This window comes from Symploca atlantica LB2515, from assembly GCF_052546295.1.
On the sequence record NZ_JBQWMT010000001.1, the window covers coordinates 416,484 to 437,789 of the forward strand.

14 protein-coding genes and 1 pseudogene are annotated in these 21,306 nt (G+C 42.7%); 6 read left to right on the forward strand and 9 right to left on the reverse strand.

Translation table 11 applies throughout. The features are described 5' to 3' along the window. The first annotated feature begins 27 nt into the window (after positions 1-27). From ACT7WV_RS01795 to ACT7WV_RS01805, 3 genes are all read left to right on the forward strand, one after another. Positions 28-5,121, forward strand: a complete 5,094-nt coding sequence (locus tag ACT7WV_RS01795; RefSeq protein ID WP_445101252.1) for an nSTAND1 domain-containing NTPase — start codon at positions 28-30, stop codon at positions 5,119-5,121. A gap of 196 nt (positions 5,122-5,317) precedes the next feature. Next, the gene (locus tag ACT7WV_RS01800) at positions 5,318-5,614 is read left to right on the forward strand and encodes a transposase (RefSeq protein WP_445101253.1); all 297 of its coding nucleotides are present in this window, start codon (positions 5,318-5,320) and stop codon (positions 5,612-5,614) included. A 2-nt stretch (positions 5,615-5,616) separates the two neighbouring features. Further along, positions 5,617-6,156, forward strand: a complete 540-nt coding sequence (locus ACT7WV_RS01805) for a transposase (RefSeq protein WP_463424206.1) — start codon at positions 5,617-5,619, stop codon at positions 6,154-6,156. Positions 6,157-6,195: 39 nt separating this feature from the next. Here the strand turns inward: ACT7WV_RS01805 and ACT7WV_RS01810 are convergent, their stop codons facing one another. The 3 genes and pseudogenes from ACT7WV_RS01810 to ACT7WV_RS01815 all read right to left on the reverse strand — a co-directional run. Beyond that, positions 6,196-6,357: a hypothetical protein gene (locus ACT7WV_RS01810; RefSeq protein ID WP_445101254.1), complete on the reverse strand. Its 162-nt coding sequence runs from the start codon at positions 6,355-6,357 to the stop codon at positions 6,196-6,198. Then, the gene (locus tag ACT7WV_RS25780) at positions 6,357-6,938 is read right to left on the reverse strand and encodes a Uma2 family endonuclease (RefSeq protein WP_463424207.1); all 582 of its coding nucleotides are present in this window, start codon (positions 6,936-6,938) and stop codon (positions 6,357-6,359) included. Before ACT7WV_RS25780 ends, ACT7WV_RS01810 begins: the two co-directional genes overlap by 1 nt. A 66-nt stretch (positions 6,939-7,004) precedes the next feature. Then, a pseudogene (locus ACT7WV_RS01815) lies at positions 7,005-8,492 on the reverse strand (TIR domain-containing protein); the annotation flags it as partial. Between the two features lie 122 nt (positions 8,493-8,614). On the opposite strand from ACT7WV_RS01815, the gene ACT7WV_RS01820 reads away from it, so the two are divergent. Continuing rightward, complete coding sequence (locus tag ACT7WV_RS01820) at positions 8,615-9,187, forward strand: hypothetical protein (RefSeq protein ID WP_445101256.1); 573 nt, start codon at positions 8,615-8,617, stop codon at positions 9,185-9,187. 86 nt (positions 9,188-9,273) lie between these two features. Here ACT7WV_RS01820 and ACT7WV_RS01825 read toward each other — a convergent pair whose 3' ends face one another. The 6 genes from ACT7WV_RS01825 to ACT7WV_RS01850 all read right to left on the reverse strand — a co-directional run bounded on the left by ACT7WV_RS01825 (position 9,274) and on the right by ACT7WV_RS01850 (position 16,202). Next, positions 9,274-10,287 (reverse strand): IS701 family transposase, encoded by a 1,014-nt coding sequence (locus tag ACT7WV_RS01825; RefSeq protein ID WP_445101257.1) that lies wholly within the window; start codon positions 10,285-10,287, stop codon positions 9,274-9,276. Positions 10,288-10,477: 190 nt separating this feature from the next. Next, positions 10,478-11,305: an ATP-dependent sacrificial sulfur transferase LarE gene (gene larE, locus ACT7WV_RS01830; RefSeq protein ID WP_445101258.1), complete on the reverse strand. Its 828-nt coding sequence runs from the start codon at positions 11,303-11,305 to the stop codon at positions 10,478-10,480. An 87-nt stretch (positions 11,306-11,392) separates the two neighbouring features. Continuing rightward, the gene (locus tag ACT7WV_RS01835; RefSeq protein ID WP_445101259.1) at positions 11,393-12,166 is read right to left on the reverse strand and encodes an ABC transporter permease; all 774 of its coding nucleotides are present in this window, start codon (positions 12,164-12,166) and stop codon (positions 11,393-11,395) included. A 51-nt stretch (positions 12,167-12,217) separates the two neighbouring features. After that, positions 12,218-13,258 (reverse strand): DUF5357 family protein, encoded by a 1,041-nt coding sequence (locus tag ACT7WV_RS01840; RefSeq protein ID WP_445101260.1) that lies wholly within the window; start codon positions 13,256-13,258, stop codon positions 12,218-12,220. 8 nt (positions 13,259-13,266) lie between these two features. Continuing rightward, the gene (fraC, locus tag ACT7WV_RS01845; protein WP_445101261.1) at positions 13,267-13,812 is read right to left on the reverse strand and encodes a filament integrity protein FraC; all 546 of its coding nucleotides are present in this window, start codon (positions 13,810-13,812) and stop codon (positions 13,267-13,269) included. Positions 13,813-14,117: 305 nt separating this feature from the next. Continuing rightward, a complete protein-coding gene (locus ACT7WV_RS01850; protein ID WP_445101262.1) occupies positions 14,118-16,202 on the reverse strand; it encodes an ABC1 kinase family protein in 2,085 nt (694 codons plus the stop codon). A gap of 469 nt (positions 16,203-16,671) precedes the next feature. Here ACT7WV_RS01850 and recN point away from each other — a divergent pair, with 469 nt between their 5' ends. Beyond that, on the forward strand, positions 16,672-18,498 hold the full coding sequence (recN, locus tag ACT7WV_RS01855; RefSeq protein WP_445101263.1) for a DNA repair protein RecN: 1,827 nt from the start codon (positions 16,672-16,674) through the stop codon (positions 18,496-18,498). 148 nt (positions 18,499-18,646) lie between these two features. After that, positions 18,647-21,301 (forward strand): GAF domain-containing protein, encoded by a 2,655-nt coding sequence (locus ACT7WV_RS01860; protein WP_445101264.1) that lies wholly within the window; start codon positions 18,647-18,649, stop codon positions 21,299-21,301. The last annotated feature ends 5 nt before the right edge of the window (positions 21,302-21,306 follow it).

Sequence of the window (21,306 nt, forward strand, 5' to 3'; positions counted from 1 at the left end):
CAAATACAAAAAGGGTGCTTGCTGAATATGGCAGAATTTAATCGCAGTTTGGCAGTCGTGATTGGGATTAATGAATACCAAGATTACCCAAAGCTACAGACGGCAAGATATGATGCTGAACGGCTAGCAGAGATATTAGCTATAGAGCATAAGTATGACTATGTGATTTTGGTAGCCGATGAGACTTATAAGGAGTATCTCAAAGGGCAAGAATTGCCTGTTAAGAATAAGTATCAACCCACGTTGAACGACTTACTAAATTTATTAAGTAAGAGACTACCATCAGAAATTAATCCGACAAAAGAAGACCGTTTACTATTCTACTTTGCTGGACATGGAATACCTGATAACAGTGATGAGGGGCCAAAAGGCTATCTCGTGCCGCTAGATGCTGACAGCAAAAAACGAGACAGTCTTTTGCCGATGCAGGAGTTATACAAATATTTAGCAGCGCTCAATTGTCGTCATTTCCTGGTGGTTCTTGATTGTTGCTTTGCTGGAAGATTCCGTTGGTCAAGTACTAGGAAAGGGGGAACATTTCCTAGAGTTATTCATAAAGAGCATTACGATCGCTTTATCAATTCACCCGCATGGCAAGCCATTACTTCAGCATCTCACGACCAAGAAGCATTCGATACTTTGTGTGATAGCCGAGGAACGGTTGAAGGGACAAATCACTCACCCTTTGCTGAGGGGTTGTTTAGGGCTTTGCAGGGTGAAGCGGATGTCTTTCCTGCTAGCAAAAATGGTCAACCCGCAGGCGATGGAGTAATTACGGCAACAGAACTTTATCTCTATCTGCGCGATCATGTAGAAATCGGTTCTAAGGAACGCCAAACACCGGGATTATGGTCTTTGCCCAAGCACGAGCGAGGCGAATATATCTTTTTAGCTCCTGGTGCTGAACTAAAATTAAAACCTGCACCGAAAGTTAATGAAAAAAACAATCCCTATCGAGGGTTAGAGTCTTTTGATGAAGAGCATTCCCAATTTTTCTTTGGCAGAAAAGAATTAATTAAACAATTATTGATTCGAGTTTCTGCGCCTAAACAACCGCTAACTGTAGTTTTAGGGGTATCGGGTTCTGGTAAGTCAAGTATTGTCAAAGCCGGGTTAATTCCTTGTTTTAAAAAACTATCAAAATCCGACGTATTTGCCGTCTATTTTGTTAGCGCTTACATACTGACATCAGCCGTAGTTCAGGCTTTTTCTCAGGTGTCCCCGAAATTTTTACCGATTAACTATGCTCATCACTGGCGTATTCTCAAGCCCATGCGTCCGGGAGAGCAACCCTTCAAAGCCTTAGCCAAGGCAATTTTGCCTCTTGCTGATGTCACTGATAGTAATCAACCAGATAGTCTGAATTTCCTTAAGGTCAGCGATCGCTTAGATAGCCTGAATTTTATTAGTGAAGTTTTGAAACTAAAAGTTGAGTATTTAGACAAAAAAATTGCTGACTCTTCATATGACAATGGAGAGGAAAGTTCAGAAACCTTGCGTTTGAAAAAAGAAGTTGAGAAACTCATCTCAATTACTAAAGGGTGGAAGCAGGATACCCAAAAAGCCAAGCAGTTGGTGATTGTTGAGCATGAAGAGGAACTATATACTTTATGCCGGAATTCAGCGGAAAAACAGCAGTTACAGCAAGTCGTTTCGGATTGCCTCGATCCACTAAGTTTGCGCTTACAGTCAGACCCCAATCAGTTGATTGATATTGTGAGGGCATGGAGCCACAAGAATCCTGGTGTCAAGCTGTTGCTGACGATCGACCAACTTGAAGAGTTAATTACTCTCAGTCAGAGCAAGGAAAAAGATAAGCAAAACAACCAACAACAGCAGCATAAAAAGCCCTCAAACCAGGCGACTCAGGAAGTTCAGCAGGAGAACAAGCAAGAGGAATGGCAACAGTTTTTAAGCCTGCTAGAAAAAGCTCTGAGTGCAAATCTTGAGCAACTCCGAATTATAGTAACGTTGCGCTCCGATTTTGAACCTCGCTTCCTTAACTCGGATGCGTTGAAGTCTCACTGGACAAAGGCACGATTTCCAGTACGGGCTATGTATCCTGATGAGTTGCGGCAAGCGATTGAGCGTCCGGCAGCAGAGATGGCTTTGTACTTCCAGCCGTCTAACTTGGTAGATAGACTGATTGGTGAAGTGGGGCAAATGCCCGGAGCTTTACCCTTGCTATCTTTCACCCTTAGCGAACTCTACCTGAAACTCGCCGAGAAGTGGAGACTTCAGGAAACGAGCGATCGCGCCCTAAAACTTGATGCTGATTTTGACAAAGAGGGAGGTGTTGCAGGTTCACTAACACGCAGAGCGAATAAAGAATATGACGACTTACTCGATGATGACAAAAGAGCTACTTTGCGGCGGGTAATGCTGCGAATGGTGACAACTGAGGGTGGAGAGTCAGCACGGCGTCGGGTACCACGCTCAGAGTTTGTGTATGCAGATGATGAAGAAAATAAGCGTGTCAAAGAAGTTATCGATCGTCTCGTTGAAGCTCGCCTCATTATCAGTGGACAAGCAACGGGGGAATCTTATGTAGAGCCAGCTCATGATTTCTTAGTCAGAAGCTGGGATAAGTTACAGCAATGGCAGCAGAAGGAGCAGCGAGATTTACTCCTACAACGGCAACTAACACCAGTCGCCCTTGAGTGGAAAAGTAAGGAACAGTCATCAAGTTTATTAGGCAAGACTGAACCTTTTTGGGATTGGTGCGATAAGAGAATTGACTCTGCCGAAGACTTATTAAACAAAATCAAGAAGAATGTTCAAGAACGTCTCCGAGAGAAAAAGAGGCAGTTTCTTTGGAATGGAAACCCTTACCTGGATGTATTAAAAAATAGACTAAAAGCTTATGACTACTGGTTTAACCAGGTAGAAACTGAGTTCGTACAGCAAAGCGTTTGGCAAAGACGCAGATATACTATTGCGTTTCGGGGGGCTGTGATAGTAGTAATCTTGGTATTGTCGAGGTTGACTTGGTGGGCTTTAAGTGAGCAGAGGAAGGCAGTAATAAATCAAATTAGCACTTCTAGACAAGCTTCTGAAGCACTTTTTCTCTCAAATGAAGAACTAGATGCGCTAATTAGTAGCGCACAGGCAGGAAAAAATTTTAGTTATCCTCTGTTACAAGCAGTCCCACCAAACCCTCAGTTACGGAAGCAAGTAGTACAAACCTTGCGAAAAGTTTTCTATGGAATGAGAGAACGTAACCGATGGAAACCCATGCAAGGGATGGAAGTACGGAGTATGTTTTTTCATCCGAATGGTCAGTTATTGATAGCAACCAAAAGCCATAACGACACAGTCCAACTATGGGACATAAAAAGAAAAGAACAACCAGTTATCCAATTACCAGGACATCAATTTAAAGGAGATTCTTCTGATAACGTCTTTTTTAGCCCTGATGGTAGCAAAATAGCTACCCTTGATTCAACAGGCAAGGTTCGTCTGTGGGACTGGAATGGAAATAATCTGGGCAGGAATTTTCAGGTAGGTTACAGAATTAATGAATTCAGTTTTAGTCCTAATAGTGAGGCATTTTTTACAAGAGGATACGACAATAAGGAACACTACTCAAATATTCATGAAAGTGTTCGGTGGTGGAATATACAAGGCCGCAACCAAACACTGGATAAAAACACAGTTGGTTTTGGTTTTAAAAGTGATAACAGTCCGATAGTTGCTTATCAAAAAGATGATGGGATAATATTGTCAGGTTTATCAAGCCAACCAATCCCAATACCTAATATAATAAAACCTTCATCTGAAGAGGTACGAGTCTCTTTCAGTCGTGATGGAAATTATATAGTATTCACCGAAATCTATGGAAGCAGCTTTCATACGAAAATGTGGAATTGGAACGGTACTAAATTGGAAGAAGTTGTAGTTTCAGATATCGATAAAATCGATAAAGCTCATATTGCTGAAGCTCAAATAAATAGTTTTAGTGCTGATGGTAAGCTAGTTGCTTTCGCTGTTAATAATACTGTTCGCATTTATAACCTATCAGCTTATGGTGAAAGTGCATTAACCAATTTTAACGAAATTAAATTACCCTCCGGCACAGTTCAAAGTATAATTTTTAGTCAAGATGGCAAGGAGCTAGCTACACAAGACGAGAATGGAACTGTACGCTTATGGGATGTAGATGTCCCACAACCAAACGAATCAAACCAATATCAATTTCTGCAAGACGGTATCCAGAATATCAGTTTTAGTCCTGACCGTAAGACTGTTGCTACTGTAGGTAATGACGGTACCACTATCCGTGTGTTCGACCCCAGTGGCAAGCAATTATCGGAATTTCCTGCCACTTCAAGCAAAGTCACAGGTATCAGTTTTAGCCCTAATGGCAAGATTATTGCTACTGGCAGTGATAATGGTACTGTTAGCTTGTTCCGCCAGAATGGCAAGGAGTTAGGGTCAATCAAAGCACACTCAAAAAATGTCATAGGTGTCGTTTTTAGCCCTGATGGTCAACGTCTCGCCACATTAGGTTCTGATAGCGAAGATACTGATGGAGCTGATACTTATTTAGCTAAATTATGGAGATTGGATAGTGACAAGTTAGAGTTGGAGAAATCTTCATCAAAAATTGACTCTAGTTATACAGTATATGGCATCAAATTTCAACTAAATGATGAGCCAAGAATAGTCACAGAAGACACATTTAGCGGGGCAGTCGCTGCCACTGTTTCCCAGTGGAATATGTCGGGAGAAAGACAGGATATTTTACTAGGAGAAATAAAACCAGAACGTTCAGACAGCCTAGCTTTTAGTCCCGATGGCAGTTTACTGGCTAGCGTTGGTACAGATAGTAAAAATATCGTTAAGTTGTGGGACTTGCAAGGCAGAAAGTTGCTAACAAAATTTCAAGGCCATGAATGCAACATTCAGGTAGATAAATGTATCACCAGCATTAGTTTTAGCCCTGATGGTAGTACACTGGCTGTTATTGGAAGTGATGGTAGCGCTAAGTTATGGCAGTTGGGAAGCTTTGACGATTTACTTGCAAAAGGTTGCGATAGAATGCGTGATTATCTAACCAATCTTGATGAGACGAGCAGCGATCGCCATTTATGCGATGGTATTGGTAAGTCTCAGCCGTAAATAGGAATCTATAGAGGGGGTTACACTTCACCTAACCCACTCTATAGAACCCATTTGGTATCTTTACATTCTCCGGTATAATAATCCAAGATACTGGTTATCGAATACAAACTTACTCGAACTGTGTGATTGCCCTGCACCGTTCTTTGTCGAAGGTGCTTGGCACCTTCCATAACTTGAGTTGATCTAAGAGACAATGAGCTATTCAAGCAGTTTGACAGATAAAGAGTGGGAAATTATTGAACCCCTCCTACCTAAGAAAAAAAGAACCAAACCCCCAACATGGAGCAAGAGGGAAATTTTAGATGGGGTTCTCTATCAACTCAAAAATGGTTGTAATTGGTGTGATTTGCCAAAAGATCTACCTCCCTATTCGACTGTATTTTGGCATTACAAACAGTGGCGAGAACAAGGAATAATTGAGAAAATACGAGATATTCTGCATGGACAACTGCGGCAGAAGGTTAAAAAAAACCATTATGGACAACCTTAATAATTATTGACTCACAGGCGGTAAAGAACACTTGTAATGCTAGTAAAGAATCGTCTGGTTTTTGTTTTTACAAATCAACAAACGGCATCAAAAGGCACTTAGCCGTAGATACTTTGGGATTTCCTTTTTTTACTCACTGCACCAAAGCATCGATTTCCGATGACCGGGGCTTAATTGAAATGCTCTCAGATAATATTGATTATTTCCAATCTAAACCTGTCAATATTCCCAAAATTACTATCCTTCTTGACAACGGATATCATCCTGAAAAATTGGCAGAAGAGTTGAAAAAAGTTTATCCCCAGATAATGACCAAGATTAGATTTAATCTATCAGCCAAACCAGACAAAACCCAAAAAGAAAAAGAAGGAAAAACAGGTTTTGTTCCAGTCAAAGCAAGGTGGGTTATTGAAAGAAGCAATTCTTGGATGGAGAGATGTAAAAGTTTGGTCAAGAACTTTGAAAAAACTCTTGAGAATTCTACCACCAAAATTAATCTTTGTTTTGTCCGACTGATGCTCAAAAGACTGGCAAATGGCTAGATAGATCCCAAATGGGTTCTATAAAAGTTGCGATCTGCGCTAGCCTGGACTTCGTCCCGCTTCGTTAACAGCAACGCCTGCACTAGGGCCTGTTCGCGGAACGTCTCCGATAAGAGAAGAGAAGGAATGTAGGGCGATCGCGAAGTGAGTAAAGCGATCGCTAACCCTAAAAACCCATCTTATCAACCATCCCCAATTCATTAGTCAAACTCAGGAGGCCATAATTCTGATACAGCTAATTCCCACCCTGGTAGTAACTCTGGAATGGTCAGAGTATCTCCATCTTTGAGTACAACAGCAGGCTGATTTAAACGATAGACAGCAAGCGTCAACTTATCCGGGTCAATCAAAATACCAACCTGAGTACCGAGCTTCAAAAATAACTCAATCTTTTCTACAAGCGGCTTAATTCTGTCAGTCTTAGACTTCACTTCAACCGTCAAATCTGGCAACAGTTCCACAAAATCGCGCTTAGTCTTCTTAAGTTTATCCGCTCGAACAAAAGACACATCTGGATCGCGGAGATTTCTTGGTTGCTCCTCACCATTTTTACTCCCATTTTCTTCTATACTAGGCAAAATAAAACCAGCACTAGAGCCTGTCACCCGACCCAAACGACGAGGCATCACCCAATTATTAAGGAAAGTCAACAACCGAGAACCAATTTCCTCTGACTCGTAATCAGACGGCCCCATAACTAAAATATTCCCCTCTACTAACTCCATCTGCCAATCAGGATGCTCGGCTTGTAATTGCTCTAAATCTGCAATAGTCATAGACATAAGACAAGTACCTACCCTTGAGTTAGACAGTGCTATTAAATAAAGAAGTTTGTCATTGAAATGAAGATGTTGCAGTTGATTCGGAGGAGAAACAGGAGGCAGCCCTTCAATAATCACAGGAATAATCTCAGGCGGATTTAATCCATCCTTACCTTGCCGTTCCAGAGCATATAATGCCTCTTTCAGCACCCACTCCGACTCTTTAGCGGCTGTAGACCAAAACAACAGAAAAAGGTCGCATTCATCAATATTACGATAGAGTTCCTTCCCCCAGCGATCGCCTGGTTCTAGGTTCAAAATATCCTGAAATACTTCAATTCCAGTAACAGCAAGTCCTTGTACTCGTTTTAGGACTTCTTTACGGTCTTTTGACGAGTAAGAAACAAAGGCTTTTTTGTAGATTCGTGCCGCATCTCCTAGGGGTTGGGGTTCTTTTGCAGTAGAGGCAGTAGAAATAATCGATAGTTTGAATTTCAGATGTCCAAGGGGAATACTATTTTGACTCACAGTAATAGTTCCAATCACGGTCTTCTGACTCAAATCATCAGGAACCGTTACTCCAAATTGCACTGATTCGGCTCTTCCCTGCCAATTTAATTGCTGAATGGGTTCATCAACTTCAAGCTTAGGAATAGAGAGATAAAAAGTCAGTTCTGTTCCTCGTTCAAGAGGAATTCCTAAACTTCTTACTCCTAATTGTTTGGCATCTGAGTCAAACTCTTGTGCTTGTTGTTTGGCAATTTCAGCTTGCTCAGGGAGATGGACAAAAACTTGAACTAAAAAAATATCGCCGCAAGCAACAGCCGGAGGACTAAAGACGCTGCAATCTACTAGGTCTTTGTTAGTCTTCGTAGGTTGTTGAGAAATTTCTGAAATTCGATAAACTTGCCCAAGTTGTTCTTTGAAAAACGGCTCTGAATATTCAGTAGCAGAGTGTTGTAATCTCTGAGATTCTTCAACTGATAGAGAACTTTTAGCAATGTTTACATTAACATGTTTTCCATATTTTACACCCGCCTCTACCTCTACTCCCCTAGAAGAATAGGATTCACCGATTGTTTTAATGTCATCTAGAACCTCACCAGCTTCAGGGTGTAGCAAGTTTAAGAAAGATACTTTTTCATAAATAGTTGCTGCTGCAATTTTTAATTTCTCCAGCTGACCTGACCGAGAGGTAACAGAAGAATAATCAAGCCATGCAGAACAAATTCTTTGTAATTGGGAAGCTTTTAAGCTAACAGGACTTAAATTGATAGCAATAACAACGGATTTTCCGGCAATTTCATCTAACTCCCATCTTCTCCTATCCACCGAATCAAGATAGCTAGAACTCACTATGATCACAACTACATCAGCGGCATTAATCCGTGATTCAATTTCCTCTCTTTGCCTAAGTTCTGAAATTTGTCCTTGATGATAAGAATAAATAGCAATATTATCCCACGGCAAAGCTGCTAAATGCTTGAGTAACTCATCGAGTAAAGCTTGCTCCGAGGATGCATAAGAGATGTAAATATTAGCTGTTGGATTGAATTGTAATGCATCGTCTGACACAGTGTTTGCTCCTTTACGATGTATTATTCGATAATAATAATATCCCTGTTCAAGCAACAAGTGCTAGCTTGGGATAAAACAATCTGACCTTTAATTCAGATAATTTATTACCCATTCTCTAGATGAATACTCCTGCTCATGTCGTTGTCAATTTACTCTGTTTAGGACGACGCGATCAGTCCCAAATCCTCACGCCTGTTGTGCTAGGGGCAGTTTTACCAGATGCTCCAATGTTCCTATTTTACTTTGTTGAGAAGATTATTCTGGGTAAGCCAGAGCGGATAATTTGGACTCAATCCTACTATCAGGAAAGTTGGCAGAATTTGATTGACTTATTTAACTCAGTGCCACTGATGTTAGTAGGATTACTGATATCGGTGTGGGTTAATTCCCAAGTAGGAGGATTGCTTTTTACCAGCATGATGCTGCATGTGTTGGGCGATTTACCCCTGCACCACGATGATGCCCACCGTCATTTCTTTCCCTTTTCTGATTGGCGATTTAGAAGCCCTGTTTCTTATTGGGATCCTAATTACTACGGCAGAATTGTTACCCAGCTAGAAATACTAGTTGTGATCGTGGGTTGTGTGATTCTGTTTAGAACCTACAAATCTCTTCCAGGGAAAATCAGTATTGGCTTGATTGGAGCTTGCTATCTTGTATATTTTCTCTATGTCTTCAAAGTCTGGGTGTAGGTAAGCGATCGCCAACATAAAATTATCAGGACTTACGCAACTGTCACAAGCAAGGGCGTAGCTACGCCGCGCCAAGCGCTAAACAACTAGAGGACAAACATGGGAACATCCGGACGTTTGAGTTGCTGAACTAAATAATTTGACAATAATCCATGTTTAATTTGATAAATTGTTTGACTACTTTTATAAGCTAAATCTTTGAGTCTAAGCCCAACTAAAATAGCGCAGGCAATATGGTTTCTTTGAAGGCGACCCTTGCGACATTGACACGATTCAATCCCAGTCAATTGTTTTAATTCTCGATGAAACTCCTCAACCTTCCATCGAACCTTACACACTTTTTGTACAACGTCCGTAGAATCTTGAGATAAATCGTTTGTAGCGATAAAATCCGTTCTGTCGGTGGAGACAGTCACCCGGAATAGTTTCACTTTTTTAGCACCTGGGAACTTTTTTATTTTAACTATTTTACCGGATTTCAACTCCTGCTCATCCCAAGATAACAAATCAACTTTTTTATAATTTTCTTGACCTGACGTATCATCAACAAGCCGATTACGTTTCAGAGGGCAATAATAATATTTCCCTAAACCATCAATATATAACATCAGTTTGTTGGTTGCATACCAAGTGTCCATCAAGACAGCTTGAAACGGCAAAACCTTATGATACACAAGGTTTTGTAGCATCTCTATTACATGATCTATCTTGGTTTTTCCATCTCGGTCTGGGTCATAAATACGATAGTCCACTACCCAAAACTTTCCGAGTTCATGATTGACATATATACAATTTATGACACCAATTCCTTGGATAACACCATGTTCATTGCCACTATACTGCCGTTTACTTGTCTCTATTTCTGTGGCATGTCGTTTATCAAGTACTGTATCATCAAACACGACATATGAATTCTTATTTATTTCGATGATATCTTTGAGATTATCCCAAAGTAGGCGCGGTGTTAGCTTTTCATTTTTGAGATAGCGGTTGATTTTATCATGGCTAATCTGCTCTAGATGCTCTGCCAAATTTGTCAGAGTATAATTAATTTGACTACTTAACAAATACTGACAATAGTTAAGTTTAGTAAATCTCATCAACTAAAAGATTTTTTTATGCGTCCTCAACTAATTTTCTCATGATTTGAAGAATACTTAACATAGCCAATCACTGTTACTAATTTCAGCAATGCCATCTGGGTACGCCACTTTGACATAGTACATAAATACTATAAAGTTGCGCTCACGCTGTGCCAGTTGCGTAAGTCCTGATTATTACTCAATAAGTTCAGGCTCTAACGCCCAACTCTTCCGGTTTTAAGATACGATTTAGCTTGCCACTGCGATAACCTTCTAAGTCTAGGGTGACGTAAACAAAGCCAAACTCCTGAAAAGCTGCCACTACTTGGGGTAACTCTACCGCTAAGACGAACTGCTTAATTTGCTCTGGCGGCAACTCAATTCTGGCTGTGTCTCCCTCAGAACGAACGCGCAGATTGGAAAAACCCAGCTTACGCAAATAGATTTCTGCACGCCCTACCCTTTGTAGCTTACCGACAGTAATTGCTTCACCGTAAGGAAAACGGGAACTTAGACAAGGTTGCGCTGGTTTATCCCACCAAGAAAGTCCCAATTGCTTAGAGAGTTGGCGCACCTCGGCTTTGGTTAAACCCACTTCGGCTAAAGGCGATCGTGCCCCCCTTTCTTTGGCCGCCTGAATTCCTGGGCGATAGTCTTGTAAATCGTCGGCATTTACCCCATCCACCACATAGGGATAGCCTCGCTGTAGTGCTAAAGGCTTCAGGGTGTCGTGGAGTTCACTTTTGCAAAAATAGCAGCGGTTGATGGGGTTTGAGGTGTAATTAAGATTGTCCATTTCATGAGTTTGGACTATCTCATGAGTGATACCAATGGTGGCGGCTTGGATACGGGCATCTTCTAATTCTTCTGGAAGTAGCGAAGGAGACTCAGCAGTTATCGCGAGAGACTGATCACCCAAAACATCGTAGGCAATCTTAGCAACTAAAGTACTATCGACGCCACCGGAGTAGGCAATTAAAGCCTGTTCCATTTCAGAAAATATTTTTTCTAATTGCTTAAATTTATGCTCTAGCATTGTTAGTTAAAAATCTCTATTGTTATTGATATAGCTAATTATCTGACTGTTGATTTTCTCCCTGAGATTACTATGATAAAGACCGCCTCAAAATTCACGTCGTGAGAAGATTAAGATCGTGATTGCTAAGACGAGGAATGTGTAGAGAAGACCATAAGCTAAATTAGCAAGCAGCGTCAATGGGGAGGGCAAGAGACTGTAAATTGCCTCATTTTTCAAATTGAGGCGCGATAGATCTGGTAAGACCAGATAAAGACCCTCAGTAAATATTTTAATCCCAGGGTCTTCACTCAATTTACCTAAATCTACTAAATCGCGACTGGAAGAACCCATCAAATAAACCCCAAAGGTAAGCAGTGTTGCTAGGATGGGGCTAGTAAATACACCAAATAATAGAGATATTGCTGTAATTAGAGATAACTCTAAAAACTGGTAAACCGTTGACACCAGGATGCTAACCAGTGGGTAATCAACTTTAGATAAACTGAGGAGAATCAGATAAATTACGGTCATGGCGACCAGTAGCACGGCGAGAACGCCAGATAGCCCCAGGTGTTTGCCAATAATCAATTCAGCACTGCTGATTGGTTTAGAAATTAAGACCAATACGGTGCGCTTTTCTATTTCTTTGCTGATTAAACTGCTACCGACAAACACAGCAACAATTACGCCAAAGATACCAATTGCCGCCAGACCAAAGTCTAGAAAAATTTTATTCTCTGTAGTTGCTGCTACTTCCTGTAAAAGTCGTTGGGCAATTACTAACAGTAGACCAAACAAACCAATGAGATACAAGATGCGATCGCGAATCACTTCCCGAAAACCATTGGAGGCGATTGCCCAAATTCTGCCCAAACTCACCCCTCACCTCCAATTGTGATCCTCAAATCATTATCTAATCAAGACTTAGTTTTATGGAATATCAGGTATTTTGGGGATATTGATAACTACAGGGTTGCCGATTCCCCAGCCCCTAACTGGGCCGCACTCAACATTAGTAACTGAGCTATTTGCATTACCAGTTTGTGGGAAAACCTGAGTCATTTGACAAGACTTAGCCAAAGAATACTCTTGTTGAGGTTTTAAACGAGGCCCTTGCCAAATCGCCCTCAGTTCCAAGTTATATCCAGAACCCTGAGATGATACTTTATCAGTAATTTCCCAATACTTGTCTTCCTCAACTGGGGCAATGATTTGTTGAGCTTTCTGTTTCACCTCATTGATCAACTTATTGCGCTCTTCTGGTAGAAGTACTCGTTCTACCTGTGACCAAGGCATATCCCTGAACTGCTTTTCTAACTCCGAACCCATCAAGTCCAAGATAGCAGCTCCTCTAGGTCTTGCGGACTGTGGAGATTCCAGTTTCACCAAGAAAGCACTTTCACTTAAGTCGTCAGCAAGCATACTAGGGTATTGTTCTAACCAGTTTTGTACCACAAAGTAAAACTGTAACCAACAGCTTAAGAGTACCTGAGTACCTAATAAAATTACTAGGAATTGACGCTTATCCGGCGGCGGAGCTGTTAGTTTGAATCCTTCTCCCACAAACAGGGCAATCGCCACCAACAGAGCCGAGATTATTGGCCAGAAGATTATAGTCTCTGGCGTAATTTGCCCTCTATTACTACCCAGAATCTCGAAGATATAAACACTTAACAGCGCCCCAGTAATCCAGGGAGCCAAGTGAATCCCATTTGGACCACCGATTTTCAAATCTTTAGCAGTACTCGCCCACCAGGCAACCATTAAGATTAAAAACAGCCAACCCATATTGGCTAGAAAATGACGTCCTAAGCCAGACGAATTTGCCAGGACTGACATAAAGTAGGAAAATATGCTGAGCCAAAATAGGGTCTGCCAGGAAAAAAAACCAGGTGGTTTAAAAGTATTTAGCAGCCATTTGACCAGGAAGATTTCAGCAATAAGTTTGATTAAGTTGCCGAAAAATTTCATAATAAATATTAGCCCTGAACGTCGATCATCAAATAACGAAGAAACATTAGTACTAAAATGGCACTACAGCTATAGGCATTAGCCAAGAAAACGACCATGGCTTCGTTAGCATCGGTATAAACAATTGCTCGATTAAGCCGATCTGTTAGGCGTGGTCTGTTACCTGAATCAGCAGAATCTTGAGAACTCTGTAGAAAAGCTTCTAATAATTCTAGTCCCTTGAGTTTAATTAGGAAGGCAGCAAAGAAGATAACAATGCCAATTGAAGCAATAATTAAACCTAAGTTTTCTCGGGGAAAATCCAGAGTGTGACCAAAAAAAATAAAACTAATGAGCTGAGTTTTTAATTCTGGAGATAGCAGGTAGAAAAGTAAAAAACAAACTAACCAACCGACGACACTCCAGATTAGATTAATTGAAATAGCATATTGAACACTGGTTCTGCGGCTGATTCCTAGCCTCCGGTACATAACTATAGCTTCCAGTGCGATCGCGACTAATAGCAATACGACTTGCCACAAAATGATCGGCATCGGCAAAACTGATTCTGGCATAACGGTCTGCTCCTTACCAGTTGGTTGAGAAGTTGAAGACTCTAAGCTTCCCCTTATAATATATAGGTTTAATGGTTACGGTAGGTTAGGAGTAAGCCTGTCTAAAAGATCGGTCTAATTGGGATTGTCCTGTTTGTCTTGATCCCTTGATGGTGGAACGCCAAGAAATTACCCCCTAGCCGCTCCAAGACAGGGGGTACTCGTAAGATGGGTAGACAGAATCTGTTGTTAAACTTCCCTTATATTCCTCGCCTCCCCAAATAGACTCTTTTGTTATCTATAGGGCAGAGTAGATTAACCAATTCTTACCGAATCGCTGCGGCCGGGGGTAGAATGAATTTTGTCCCCGGAGCCTCTTTCTGGCTGTTCTTGTGACCATTGTGCAGTACTTCCTCAGAAACATCTTGGAGTAATGCCTCTCTAATCATCCGCGCGATTACTCGCTGCGCTAAACGACCAGCAATTTTTTGACCCATGCGCTGAGTTTCTTGCTTCATCAGGAGTTGAGGAATTACTGGCACTAGCTGCATCGGATCAAAACCAGGAGTTTCCTTGAGAATCTCCCAAATTTTCTGGAGATTTTGTGCATTCTGAGAAGCTTCCACCTTGGTGGCAACTTGCTTGCTTGTAGCTAAGCCAACCCGTTCGCGCAGAGAATAGGTTACATTGTCGAAAGTCCGACGACCGTAGGCATCTAAAGCCTTAACAACTTCATCTACTAATCTTTCACGGATAAAGGCACCTCGATCAGAAAAGAGAAAATCTAAAGTCTGATCCAAGACCTGGTTGATGTCATAATCCTGTGATTGGCCAGCGTTACGCAATAAGTTTTCTAAACGATTCCAGCGGAAACTGCCATCTTTAAACAGCAAATCTTTTAGAGAAGTCCTTAATTCCGGTGAGGGATCGGTTAACAAGCGCTTAGCCACGTAAGGATAGGCTTTACTAAGTACCTTAAAGTTGGGATCAACATTAATTGCAATCCCTTCTAAGGTTACTAGAGAACGAATAATCAGCGCATAGTAAGCAGGCACCCGGAACGGATACTCATACATCAAAGCCGATAACTGGTCAGTAATGCTCTTGAAGTTAAGTTCCGCAACACTGGCACCCAAGGCATCGTTAAAAACATTTGCCAATGCTGGGATAATTGGTGTCAGATCGGTATCTGGCGTGAGAAACTCCAACTTCACATAGTCCTTAGCCAAGCCTTCAAAGTCGCGATTAACCAGGTGAACTACAGCCTCAAGTAAACCGTAGCGCTGATAAGGCTTGACCTCGCTCATCATGCCAAAATCAAGATAAGCTAGTTTGCCGTCTGGAGTTGCTAGTAAGTTGCCGGGATGAGGATCGGCGTGAAAGAAACCATGTTCCAACAACTGGCGCAATGAACATTGAACCCCAACTTCAATTAAGTACTTGGCGTCAATTCCACCAGTTTTAATCGCCTCCATATCAGTTAGCTTCGTGCCTGTCACCCACTCCATGGTTAAGACACGACGACCTGTATATTGCCAGTAAATGTGGGGAATATAAATATCTTGCAGGTGACCGTAAAGCTGGGCAAAGCGCTCAGCATTGCGCCCCTCTTGTGTGTAGTCCATCTCTTCAAAGATGCGGGTGCCAAATTCATCCATGATTGCCACTAAGTCACTGCGCACCCGCTTGATGTTATTCTGCACCCACATGGCAAGGAGTCGCAGGATGTAGATATCTAGGGCAATACGACGTGCTAATCCCGGTCGCTGTACTTTCACTGCCACAGTTTCCCCAGTCTTAAGCTTGCCTTTATAAACTTGCCCCAAGGAAGCCGCCGCTACTGGATCTGGAGTGAGTTCAGCGTAAACTTGCTCTGGGCGAGCGCCTAATTCTTCTTCAATAAATTGGAAAGCAACCTCATTAGGAAAAGCTGGCAACTGGTCTTGTAAGCGTGACAACTCTTCCAAGAAAAGCGGTGGCACTAAATCCGGCCGTGTTGAAAGGGCTTGTCCTACCTTAATGTAAGCAGGCCCCAAGTTGGTCAATATTTTCCGCATCTGAACCGCTCTACGCCGCTCATTCGAGGTGCGCCTACCCCAAAGACCATCCCACCAAATGCCGACAGCAAAGAAGACAAATGGCAGAACAATTCCTAAAGACCTCCCTAGGACTTGTAAAGGAGATCTGCTGTATTCAGCAGCGATCGCCACTGGGTCATAACGCAGCGCCTCTTCCTCGATGACAGGTGGCTTATTCTCTATCGGTTGCTTGGTCGGTGGTGCTGGCACTGCTGTCTGACTTGAGTTAGACTCGACAGCTATTGGCGCTGTTGGTATGGGCACAACCTGCTTTTCCATCAAGGCTTTTGAGTCTGTTTCTGGGGAGGCTGGGGAAACTGTTTTAAGATTCATAACTTATTACTTACCGATAGGAGCAGCTCTGTAAAGTATTGTAACAATAACTCTTGTAGACCTAAGTACTATCTAGTCTCAGATTGCCTAGAACTTTCCAGAAAGCAGAAAAGTTAACCTCACAATCAACTGGACAATAACTTTAAACTGATTACTAGTAGCAATTATCGCCGTCTTATCTGGGTTCAACTACTATGAGCAAAGTCTGTTGCTTATAAGTATCTGGGTATTTATTGTTTATTGCTTCTTCCCTCTAGTCGAACTTGGTGACCCGCCTTACTCCTTTGGGATGTTACGGCGACATTATAAACAATACTTGACAAGATTCAGCCAGGGGTAAGACCATATTGTGTCCTCAAGTCTCTGGGGCAAGATCGCCACAGAGGTTCCTTGATTGATGATTATTTCTCCTGCTTGTTCATTGTGTCCTTTAAAAGTATTTAACCCCCGTTAAAAGTCTCAAACTGCCATGCTGCTTTCTTTGCGAATTCATAACTTCGCCTTAATTGACAATCTAGAATTAGAATTTGGCACTGGTCTTAATGTCTTGACTGGTGAAACAGGTGCTGGCAAATCAATTATTTTGGATGCCATTGATGTTGCCTTGGGTGGGAAAGTCAGCAACCGACTAATTCGTACTGGTACAAAAAGGGCGCTAGTGGAAGCCACCTTTCAGGCGGACAGGAATTTGAGGGCGTGGTTAAGTGAGCAGGAAATTGACTTGCTTGATGAGACGGATTTAGTTTGTAGCCGAGAGATTACGGCTAATCAGGGAAGCAGCCGATCTCGATCGCGAGTTAATGGCGTCTTGGTCAATCGGCAACTCATCGAACTACTGCGCGATCGCTTAGTAGAAATCACCGCTCAAGGTCAAACGCTGCAACTGATGGCACCAGCGCAACAGCGAGGCTTACTAGACTTATTTGGAGGTGTCTCCATACTCCAGGAGCGATTGCTAGTAGAGTCTGCCTACGTTGCTTACCAAGAGGCGTCACAAGCTTTAGAACAACGGCGGCAATCCGAGCAAGAACGCCTACAAAAGCTTGACTGGCTAGAATATCAAATTCAAGAACTGAGCGCTGCCAACCTGAAAGAGGCAGAAGAACTCGAACAGCTTGAACAAGAACGCCAGCGCTTGAGCCATGTGGTAGAGCTACAACAACAAAGCTACCAAACTTATCAAGCACTCTACCAAAGTGATAGCGGAGCTGCGGCGGCTGCCGATTTGTTAGGAGAAGCCGAAGCAAACTTACAGGAAATGGCACGATATGATGACCAATTGCAGCCATTGCTAGAACTAGTTAGTGTGGCGCTGACGCAGGTGGTAGAAGCAAGTCATCAAATTAACGCTTATGGAGGGGGACTGGAGACGGATCCAGAGCGTCTACAAACGGTAGAAGAGCGTCTTGTGGCTCTTAAGCAAATTTGCCGCAAATACGGTCCTACCCTTAGTGACGTAATTGCCTACTACGAAAAGCTAGAGGTAGAACTGGCAGAACTGACCGATTCTGGTCAATCTCTGGAGGACTTAACCCAAACTCAATTACTGTGTCAAGAAACCCTAAGAAATCACTCAGCAAAATTGACCCAACTGCGCCGTACCTCAGCAGAAGAACTAGAAAGAGTTTTGGTAACTGAACTGAAACCCTTGGCAATGGAAAAAGTACTCTTTCAAGTAGAAATAGCGCCTATTGCCCCCACCGCCAGTGGTGCCGATCAAGTTACTTTTTACTTTTCTCCTAACCCAGGAGAACCATTAAAACCCCTCTCGATCACGGCTTCCGGCGGGGAAATGAGCCGCTTTTTGCTGGCTCTGAAAGCTTGTTTTTCCAATGCCACTGAAGCTACTAAAACCCAGGTTTTTGATGAAATTGATGTCGGTGTTTCGGGTCATGTGGCACAGGCGATCGCCGAAAGACTCTACCGGCTAGCGCATCAACATCAAGTCCTCTGTGTTACCCATCAACCTCTAATCGCCGCCATGGCAGATCGTCACTTCCGAGTTGATAAGCAAGTAATTACCCCCTGTTCTCTGCCAGAGGCAATTGACTCAGTAACTAAGACGAAAAAACCATCATCAAATCGAGGTAACAGCAAAATTGTGCCCGCAATTGAAGCCCAACTTTTGCCCTCTGAACTAACCAATGAGCGCACTGTAGTTCGTGTCAGTCTTCTAGATAATCACCGCACACGCAGTGAAGAAATCGCTCAACTTGCCGGGGGACAATCTGCCCAAGAAGCAATGACTTTTGCTGAATCTCTCCTGACAAAGGCTGCTAATTCCCGCCAAAACTGATTAACTAATGAACTCTAAGAGGAGAATAGTCTAAAATTGGCTGACAGGGGCCCTAACCATCAGCGGTCTGCCTAGAGAATACTCAAAGCCTCATTCGGTGTCCGAGTTCTCTAAACTAAATAAAAGTTCTCTGACTCAAACAAGAGATATGACAGCTGCACCTTCCCCTCGGTCTACTTCGGAGCCTTGTGAGACAAACACCGATACCCCCGCAGAGGTCGAAGTTCAGAGTCGGCAAGAAACACAGCAATCGTCTAGCGATGCCTTAGCACCAAGCAAGGGAACCTTTTCTGCGTTTCTCGCTCCCCTTAATAAAAATAGCTTTGGAAAAGCCGTCCAGGAGGTGGAAAATAGGCTCAAGGTGGTCAACCAAACCCTGTCGATGCTCGACAGCGTCCTCGACAGCCAAGGGTTTGATGCCATTCTCGATGAAATGCTCCGTTCAATTACGGCAAAAACGGGGGAGCTCTTAGGTGCCGGGACAACAACCATTTTTTTAAATGATGAAGATAGAAATCAATTATGGGCAATCGTTGACAAAGACGGTAGCGGTTCTTTAGAAATTCGTATTCCTTCCGATCAGGGCAGTATTGCTGCTCAGGTGGCTACCTCTAAAGAACCTGTTAATATCCCCTACGATGTTTTTGACGATCCTCGCTCAGGTGAAGCAAAAGCTCAGTATGAGAGAACTGGATTCCGAACCTACACCATGCTTGCTCTTCCCCTCTTAACAGAGCAAGGAAATCTCTTAGCGGTAGTCCAGTTGATTAATAAGTTAAATTCTCCAAACGACCCTAGTGCGCCATTGGAAGAAAGGATAGATCTCCAAGGCTTTAACGGGGAAGATGAGAGGATTTTCAAGGAATTTGCTCCTTTAATGCGCCTGATTTTGGAGTCTTCTCGGTCACTAAGGCAAGCAACTCAAAGACAAAGAGCAGTTGATGCCTTAATCAACGCCAATAACTCGTTGAGCAAAGCTAGTTTAGACCTTGAAGAAACCCTCAAGAAGGTGATGGATGAAGCCAAACTTTTAATGAATGCAGACCGCAGCACGCTGTGGCTGATTGATGATGAACGCGATGAACTATGGACAAAACTTCCGATCAATGGCGCTTTACAAGAGATTCGGATTATTAAGGATCGGCATTCTTTTGCTGGTCAGGTAGCTATCAGTGGCAAACCATTGAATATTGGCTTTGATTTGTACTATGAAGATGATGGTCAGCCCCGTAAGGACGCTGAAACTTCTAGACAAACAGATCAAAAGACAAATTATCGCACCTGTAGTTTGTTGTGTATGCCAGTGTTTAACGCCGACGGTGAGTTAATTGGTGTCACACAATTAGTCAACAAAAAGAAACCGGGTGACCATCCTGAATACAATCCAGTTCATTGGCCAGAGGCACCTGAGTGCTGGCGTGCTAGCTTTAATCGCGCTGACCAGGAGTTCATGGAGGCGTTTAATATTCAAGCTGGTGTCGCCCTACAAAATGCCAAGTTATTCGCCATAGTTAAACAGCAGGAGCGAATGCAGCGCGATATCCTGCGCAGTCTCTCAGACGGAGTGATTTCTACAGATAAAGAAGGCCGAATTATTGCGGTGAACCAAAGAGCCAGGGAATTACTGGGTTTTTCTGAAACACTGCGCTTAGAACGTTTAGAAGGGGAACTAATTACGGAAGTACTCCAAGTCGAGGACAAAGACAAACTCGATAGGAATAAATTTGCTCAATGGTTCCATGAGGCTTTAATAGGCAGCGACCCCAAAGCACGCCAGCAATACTATCCTGATCAGACTTTATTGTCTAAGGGAAGCCAGAAACAGCGTAGTGTTAATTTGTCAATTAATACTATTACTGACGCTACCGAGGAAGCGAAAGTACGTGGTGTGCTGGTGGTTATGGAAGACATCAGCCATGAAAAGCGACTCAAGAACACCATGTATCGCTACATGACTCAAGAGTTGGCAGAGGAGTTACTGAAACTTGACGATACTAAACTAGGGGGCGATCGCAAAGAAGTTTCTGTTCTTTTCTCTGATATTCGCAGCTATACCACTTTGACAGAACAATTACAGGCAGAAGAAGTGGTTAGTATGCTCAATGAATATTTTGAGTCAATGGTCGAGGCAGTTTTTCAGCACAAAGGCACCCTAGACAAATATATTGGCGATGCCATAATGGCAGTGTTTGGTTCGCCGTTACCCTTAGTGGATCATGCTTGGAGAGCAGTGCAAACTGCATTGGATATGCGCAAAAGGCTAATTGAGTTTAATGAGCATCGCGCTCAACAAAACAAGCCAGCAGTTCGTATTGGTATTGGTATTCACTCTGACACCGTAATCAGTGGCAATATTGGCTCTAGTAAAAGGATGGAGTTCACCGCGATTGGTGATGGTGTAAACTTGGGTTCTCGCTTGGAAAGTGCTACCAAGCAATACGGCTGCGACATCATTATTAGCGAAAACACCCTAAAACCCTGTGCAGATCAGGTAGTGGTTCGTGAACTCGACAAGATCATCGTCAAGGGTAGAAGCAAGCCTGTATCGATTTATGCATTGGTGGGACTCAAGAACGGCTCCATTTCTGATCAACAGAGGAAGTTAATTGATACCTACCACCAAGGGCGCAAACTTTACCTGGATCGCAAGTTTCGTCAAGCTTGGAACGAGTTTGCCACTATTGTCGAAGAGTTGGATCCGAACGATAAAGCTGCCAAACTATACATGGAACGGAGTCAGCACTTTGTTAACAATCCCCCACTCGACGATTGGGAGGGTGTCTGGACAATGACAGAGAAGTAGGGTGA